This is a genomic window from Clostridium sp. C105KSO13, assembly GCF_001517425.1.
Lineage (GTDB): Bacteria > Bacillota > Clostridia > Lachnospirales > Lachnospiraceae > Muricomes.
Map to the genome: position 1 here is coordinate 248213 of NZ_FBWL01000170.1, position 6120 is coordinate 254332.

Sequence of the window (6120 nt, forward strand, 5' to 3'; positions counted from 1 at the left end):
AAAATTCAATAGTGGTCATTTGACTAATAAAGGAGATCGGCAATATGAGTAAGAAGATAAGGACAGAAGAGGTGGACAATCTTTTTAACGCTGTGCTGAGTCTGAGGAACAAAGAGGAGTGCTATGTTTTTTTTGAAGACATATGCACGATCAATGAATTGTTATCACTATCACAGCGCTTTGAAGTTGCAAGGATGCTTCGTGAGCAGAAGACTTATCTGGAGATTGCAGACAAGACTGGCGCATCTACCGCGACCATCAGCCGTGTGAACCGCTCACTGAACTATGGAAATGATGGTTATGACATGGTATTTGAAAGAGTCGGTAAAAACAAAAAAAGAGATGCTTAAGCATCTCTTTTTTTGACAGCATTTTGTTTTTTAGATGGCTTTTCTTTATTGGAAGAGGGCAGCTCATCGATAATCTTTTCAATTAGCAGTTTCTTCACATATACATCAAAACTCAGACTGCATATAAAAGAAAACAATTGTAAATAATCACGATCCCTGGTATCTGCATTTTTAAAAGTAGTCTCAGCCTGTTGGTAAGCCTCCTTGATTTCTTCCTGAAGAGGTTCAATCTGTTCCTTTTCCATGGCACATATTTCTTCGTAAAGTGCAGTCAGATCTAAATCTCCATCGACAGAAAAAGCATTGTTCGTTATAGGTTCCAGTAAGGCTTCAATATCCCGGATTGACAGAATATTTTTAAAGTAATAGATAAATATCAAAACAAGAACATGTTCTTTTGTATACTTTTTCTTCACCGGAGGAGGAAGAAGATTATTCTTGGCATAATTATTAATCATGGTCTTTGTCAGAATCTTATCCTCCCTGTACCGCTTCGTGGAGGCAAGCTGAGAATCCATAAATGTTGTAATCTGATCCATATACAAATCTATATTTGGAATATCTCCCGGATGGACATAATCAATGCGTGAGATACTTTCCAGAATGCTGTTGAGCATATCTTGTGCGTCAATTGTCATAGTATCACCTCGATGACAACATTATATAGTATCTAAAACTATATGGCAAGTCCTTTTTCACCTGCCTGTACTTGGTAGACATAAACAGCATTTTATATTATACTCATATATACAGATACCAGGAGCACAAAGTGCACAGCAATCCCAGGCATCAAGGGTCAACAAGTTTTACAGCAGACAGGAGATACGAATGAGCATTTATGATACATTAAACAAAGAACAGCGGGAGGCCGTATTCTACACGGAAGGACCTCTCTTAATTTTGGCGGGGGCCGGTTCAGGAAAGACCAGAGTGCTGACTCACAGAGTTGCTTACCTGATAGAAGAAAGGGGCGTAAATCCCTGGAATATTCTGGCAATTACCTTCACCAACAAGGCGGCGGGAGAGATGCGGGAGAGAGTGGATCAGCTGGTTGGCTTCGGTTCCGAGAGCATCTGGGTGAGCACATTTCACTCTTGCTGTGTCAGAATACTGAGAAGATATATTGACAGGCTTGGATATGAAAATAATTTCACTATTTACGACGGGGATGACCAGAAAACGCTGATGCGGGACGTGTGTAAACTAACCGGCATTGATACAAAGGTATATAAGGAGCGCAGCCTTCTGGCATCCATTTCTTCGGCGAAGGATGAAATAATCTCCCCCGAGGAATTTGAGCTTAATGCAGGCGGTGACTTTGGAAAACAGAAGATTGCCAAGGTTTATAAGGAATATGAAAAACAGCTCCGGGCAAACAATGCACTCGATTTTGATGATCTGCTTGTGAAAACAGTGCAGCTGCTCCAGACCCAGCCGGATGTGCTGGAATATTATCAGCAAAGGTTTCGTTACATAATGGTGGACGAGTATCAGGATACAAATACCGTACAGTTTAAACTTGTAAGTCTTTTGGCAGGCAAATATAAGAACCTCTGTGTGGTGGGGGATGACGATCAGTCTATTTATAAATTCCGGGGAGCTAATATTAAGAATATTTTGAATTTTGAGAAAGAGTTTCAGGATGCTAAAGTGATTAAACTAGAGCAGAATTACCGCTCTACAGGCAATATTCTGAATGCAGCTAATGCAGTTATCAGCAATAATGTGGGTAGAAAGGAGAAAGCTCTGTGGACAGAAAATGGAGAAGGTGAGAAGATTCAGCTCAAACAGTTTGACACGGCATATGATGAAGCAGAATTTATTGCAGAGGATATCAAGAAGAACGTGAGGGAAGGAGCGGCCTACAATGACAATGCCATTTTGTACCGTACCAATGCTCAGTCTCGTTTGTTTGAAGAACGTTTTGTGTCCTCCAATATTCCCTACAAAATTGTGGGTGGAGTTAATTTCTACGCCCGCAGAGAAATCAAGGATCTGCTGGCATATCTGAAAACTATCGACAACGGACGGGATGACCTGGCAGTGAGGCGTATCATCAACGTACCCAAGAGAGGAATTGGACTGACGACTATTAATCGGGTGCAGGAGTCTGCGGCAGAACGAGAAATCGGCTTTTATGATGCACTGGGGGGGCTGGATCTGATCCCAAACATTGCCCGGAGTGCTGCAAAGCTAGATTCCTTTGTGGCACTGATTGAATATTTTAAGGGAATGGCTCAAACGGAAAGTCTCTCCGACCTGATGAAAGAGATTATTGAAAAAACAGGCTATGTGGAAGAGCTGGAAGCGGATGACAAAGAGGATGCACAGGCCAGAATTGAAAATATTGATGAACTCATAAGTAAAATTGCAGTTTATGAGGAAAATAGTCAGGACAGAGATGAAAAACCGACTCTGAGTGGATTCCTGGAGGAAGTTGCCCTTGTTGCCGATATTGACAGCCTGGATGAAAATCAGGATTATGTGGTTCTGATGACATTGCACAGCGCAAAAGGACTTGAATTTCCCCATGTATATCTGGCAGGAATGGAGGATGGTCTGTTTCCAAGTTATATGACAGTTACATCTGATGATCCGGAAGAGATAGAAGAGGAGAGGCGGCTCTGCTATGTGGGTATCACACGTGCCGAAAATGAATTGACGGTGAGCTGTGCCAGAAAAAGAATGGTGCGGGGGGAAACTCATTATAACAAAACCTCACGTTTTTTAAAGGAAATTCCCGAAGAACTGATAGAAACGGGGAAGACCTTTAAAGAAGATTTTGAAATTCCAACTCAAAATCCTTATTTCCAGGCAAAACAGGCATTTAAAACCAAAGCGTTTTCAACGGGAAAAGCTGCACAGCAGTTCGCAGTAACCAAAGGAAAAAAACTGAATTATACAGTCGGAGACAGAGTACTGCATATAAAGTTTGGCCAAGGAACGGTAGAAGCTATTACCGAAGGAGGCCGGGACTACGAGGTGACGGTAGAGTTTGATAAGGCTGGTGTAAAAAAGATGTTCGCCTCCTTTGCAAAACTGAGGAAAATTTAGCATAAATAAGTAGTAATATGAAAATGATAGTGATATAATAATTAAAAATACACCTGAACATAAAAGGGAAAGGACGTGACAGTATGAACAGAGTCGAGGAATTAATTGCTGAAACAAAATTGAATGAATTACTGCGTGGTAAAGAAAATGAGAAGCAGAAAAATACAGTACTCTGGGTTCTGGCGATCGTGGGGGCAGTAGCAGCAGTAGCAGCCATTGCCTATGGAGTGTACCGTTTCTTTAAACCGGACTACCTGGAAGATTTTGAAGATGACTTTGATGATGATTTTGATGATTATTTCAGTGAGGATGATCAAGTATAAATAACACATTGAGGTGCAATAAGACAGAAAAGAATAAAGGACAGGATGCGGAGGCTTAATGCATCCTGTCTGTTTTTATGTCAAAGGAAATTTCATTTCCTATATTTATTAATATATTGGAGGCAGGGATGAAAAAAGGACAAGTGTTAGAAGGGAAAATAGAAAGAGTTGATTTTCCGAATAAGGGCCTGGTATGGGTGCCCGAGGAGAAGACATATGTAACGGTGAAAAACGGAATACCGGGACAGAAAATCCGCTTTGTAATAAATAAGTTTAAACATGGCAAAGGGGAAGGCAGACTCCTGGAGGTATTAGAAAAATCACCACTGGAGACACGTGACCCTGTCTGCAGTATTTTTCCCGCCTGCGGCGGCTGTATGTATCAGACCATGCTCTATGATGCGCAGTTGAAGATGAAAGCAGAACAGGTGAAAAATATCATAGATGAAGTTGTAGATAAGGAATACATTTTTGAGGGGATAAAAGGCAGTCCAAAAGAATTCGGCTATCGCAATAAGATGGAATTTTCTTTTGGAGATGAATATAAGGACGGCCCCCTTTCTCTGGGTCTTCATAAAAAGGGAAGCACCTATGATGTACTGACAGCAGGAGACTGCAAACTTGTACATAAGGACATGGATCAGATACTGCTTTGTATACTCGAATATTTCAGGGAACGAAATGTAAGTTACTATAAGAAAATGCAGCATACGGGCTACCTGAGACACCTACTGCTTCGCAGGGGGGATGTGACCGGTGAGATATTGGTAAATCTGGTCACCACGACCCAGGAGGAGATGGATTTGCAGCCATTGGTGGAAAAACTGCTTCAACTGAAACTTGAGGGGCGGATTGTAGGGGTGCTGCATATCCTAAATGATTCTCTTTCCGATGTGGTTCAGAGCGATGAGACAAGGATATTGTATGGTCAGAACTACTTTTATGAAGAACTGCTAGGTATGGAATTTAAAATTACTCCATTTTCCTTTTTTCAGCCGAACTCCGGAGCAGCGAAGGTGCTATATAACACAGTTCGAGAATATATAGGGGACATTAAGAATATGACGGTATTCGACCTTTTCAGCGGAACAGGAACCATAGCACAGGTGCTGGCGCCGGTGGCAAAACAGGTGATCGGAGTAGAGATTGTTGGGGAAGCTGTGGAAGCTGCCCGGGAAAACGCAAAGCTCAATGGGCTGGTAAACTGCAGATTTATCCCTGGGGACGTGTTCAAGGTGCTGGATGAAATAGAAGAAAAGCCCGATGTGATAGTGCTGGATCCGCCAAGGGACGGGATACATCCCAAGGCGCTGCCCAAGATATTGGATTATCAGGTGGATAAGATTGTGTATATATCCTGTAAAGTGACAAGCTTGGCAAGAGACCTGGAGATGATGCAGGCGCGGGGGTATGAAGTGGTAAAATGCGTGGCCGTAGATCAATTTTGCTCGACTGTGCATGTTGAGACGGTTGTGTTGATGTCAAGGGTTCAGAAGTAATGTGTGAAAAAGGCCTGATTTCAGGTCTTTTTTGCTATCAGGAGTACGAAAACATTCAATCCGAAGTCTAAACATATCGCTTTGCGGAAACAGAGCGATATGAGCATAACCGGAAAAGTGTGTATAGTTTAGGTGCTGATTTAGATGTCGGGCATTGAAGCAGTGATTTAGATGTCAGAGGGAGTTTAGGCAGTGGATTGGGTGTCAAAGGGAGGGAGTAAGTAAAAGTGGATATAAAGCCTATTGAAACAAAATACAATGGATTCAGATTTAGAAGTCGTCTTGAAGCAAGATGGGCTGTTTTCTTTGATGCAATTGGACTCAAGTATGAGTATGAAGTTGAAGGATTTGAGATGAATGGAATTCGATATTTACCAGATTTTTATATTCCAAGTCTTGATAGGTGGTTTGAAATAAAAGCTAAACCATTGAATAAATACGAAATGAAAAAATGTGAAGAATTTTGCTTTAATAAAGACAATGCAAATATAAAGTTTTCTGTCTTAGTTGGGTCACCTGAAGCTGTAAAAATAGATAAATTTATTGGGATTATAGAGTATGTGTGGGAGTGGCCATCAGATAAATATCCAGTAAACTATAGAATATGTGCACCTAATGAGTTGTCTGAAAAAGAGTACTATTCTCGCTTTGTAAAAGGCCTTTGGATTATACCAAACATGACTGAAGAAAAACTTGTTATGGCGGCAACAGTTGCAAGGCAAGCAAGGTTTGAATTTGGAGATGCGCCAAGTATTGAGCGAAAGGAATAGTGTGAAAGAAAGTAGAGGGCAGCCACAAATGGACGCACTTTTTTAAGCTGTCTAAAAAGGCAACTTTTTGAAAGTTATAGAATTAGTGAATCAGATCAAGAAGCTAATGGTTCATTGGGAGGGA

At 41.3% G+C, this 6120-nt stretch carries 6 protein-coding genes; 5 read left to right on the forward strand and 1 reads right to left on the reverse strand.

Translation table 11 applies throughout. The features are described from left to right. Positions 1-44: 44 nt before the first annotated feature. On the forward strand, positions 45-350 hold the full coding sequence (locus BN3456_RS13505) for a YerC/YecD family TrpR-related protein (RefSeq protein ID WP_089984883.1): 306 nt from the start codon (positions 45-47) through the stop codon (positions 348-350). Here BN3456_RS13505 and BN3456_RS13510 read toward each other — a convergent pair. Next, on the reverse strand, positions 347-988 hold the full coding sequence (locus BN3456_RS13510) for a DUF1836 domain-containing protein (RefSeq protein WP_089984885.1): 642 nt from the start codon (positions 986-988) through the stop codon (positions 347-349). The two genes, BN3456_RS13505 and BN3456_RS13510, sit on opposite strands and share 4 nt — an antisense overlap. Before the next feature lie 190 nt (positions 989-1178). Between BN3456_RS13510 and pcrA the strand changes: the two genes are divergently transcribed. The 4 genes from pcrA (at position 1179) to BN3456_RS13530 (ending at position 5996) form a co-directional block, all read left to right on the forward strand. After that, positions 1179-3404 carry a DNA helicase PcrA gene (gene pcrA, locus BN3456_RS13515; RefSeq protein WP_089984887.1) on the forward strand — a complete coding sequence of 742 codons (2226 nt, stop codon included), beginning with the start codon at positions 1179-1181 and terminating at the stop codon, positions 3402-3404. 83 nt (positions 3405-3487) lie between these two features. After that, positions 3488-3727 carry a hypothetical protein gene (locus tag BN3456_RS13520; RefSeq protein WP_089984889.1) on the forward strand — a complete coding sequence of 80 codons (240 nt, stop codon included), beginning with the start codon at positions 3488-3490 and terminating at the stop codon, positions 3725-3727. 128 nt (positions 3728-3855) lie between these two features. Then, positions 3856-5226 (forward strand): 23S rRNA (uracil(1939)-C(5))-methyltransferase RlmD, encoded by a 1371-nt coding sequence (rlmD, locus tag BN3456_RS13525; protein WP_089984919.1) that lies wholly within the window; start codon positions 3856-3858, stop codon positions 5224-5226. A gap of 227 nt (positions 5227-5453) precedes the next feature. Beyond that, on the forward strand, positions 5454-5996 hold the full coding sequence (locus BN3456_RS13530; RefSeq protein ID WP_089984890.1) for a hypothetical protein: 543 nt from the start codon (positions 5454-5456) through the stop codon (positions 5994-5996). Positions 5997-6120: the final 124 nt, after the last annotated feature.

Coding starts and splice junctions, on each gene's coding strand:
- BN3456_RS13510 (WP_089984885.1), bottom strand. CDS start 988: ATGACAATTGACGCACAAGATATGCTCAACAGCATTCTGGAAAGTATC.
- pcrA (WP_089984887.1), top strand. CDS start 1,179: ATGAGCATTTATGATACATTAAACAAAGAACAGCGGGAGGCCGTATTC.
- BN3456_RS13520 (WP_089984889.1), top strand. CDS start 3,488: ATGAACAGAGTCGAGGAATTAATTGCTGAAACAAAATTGAATGAATTA.
- rlmD (WP_089984919.1), top strand. CDS start 3,856: ATGAAAAAAGGACAAGTGTTAGAAGGGAAAATAGAAAGAGTTGATTTT.
- BN3456_RS13505 (WP_089984883.1), top strand. CDS start 45: ATGAGTAAGAAGATAAGGACAGAAGAGGTGGACAATCTTTTTAACGCT.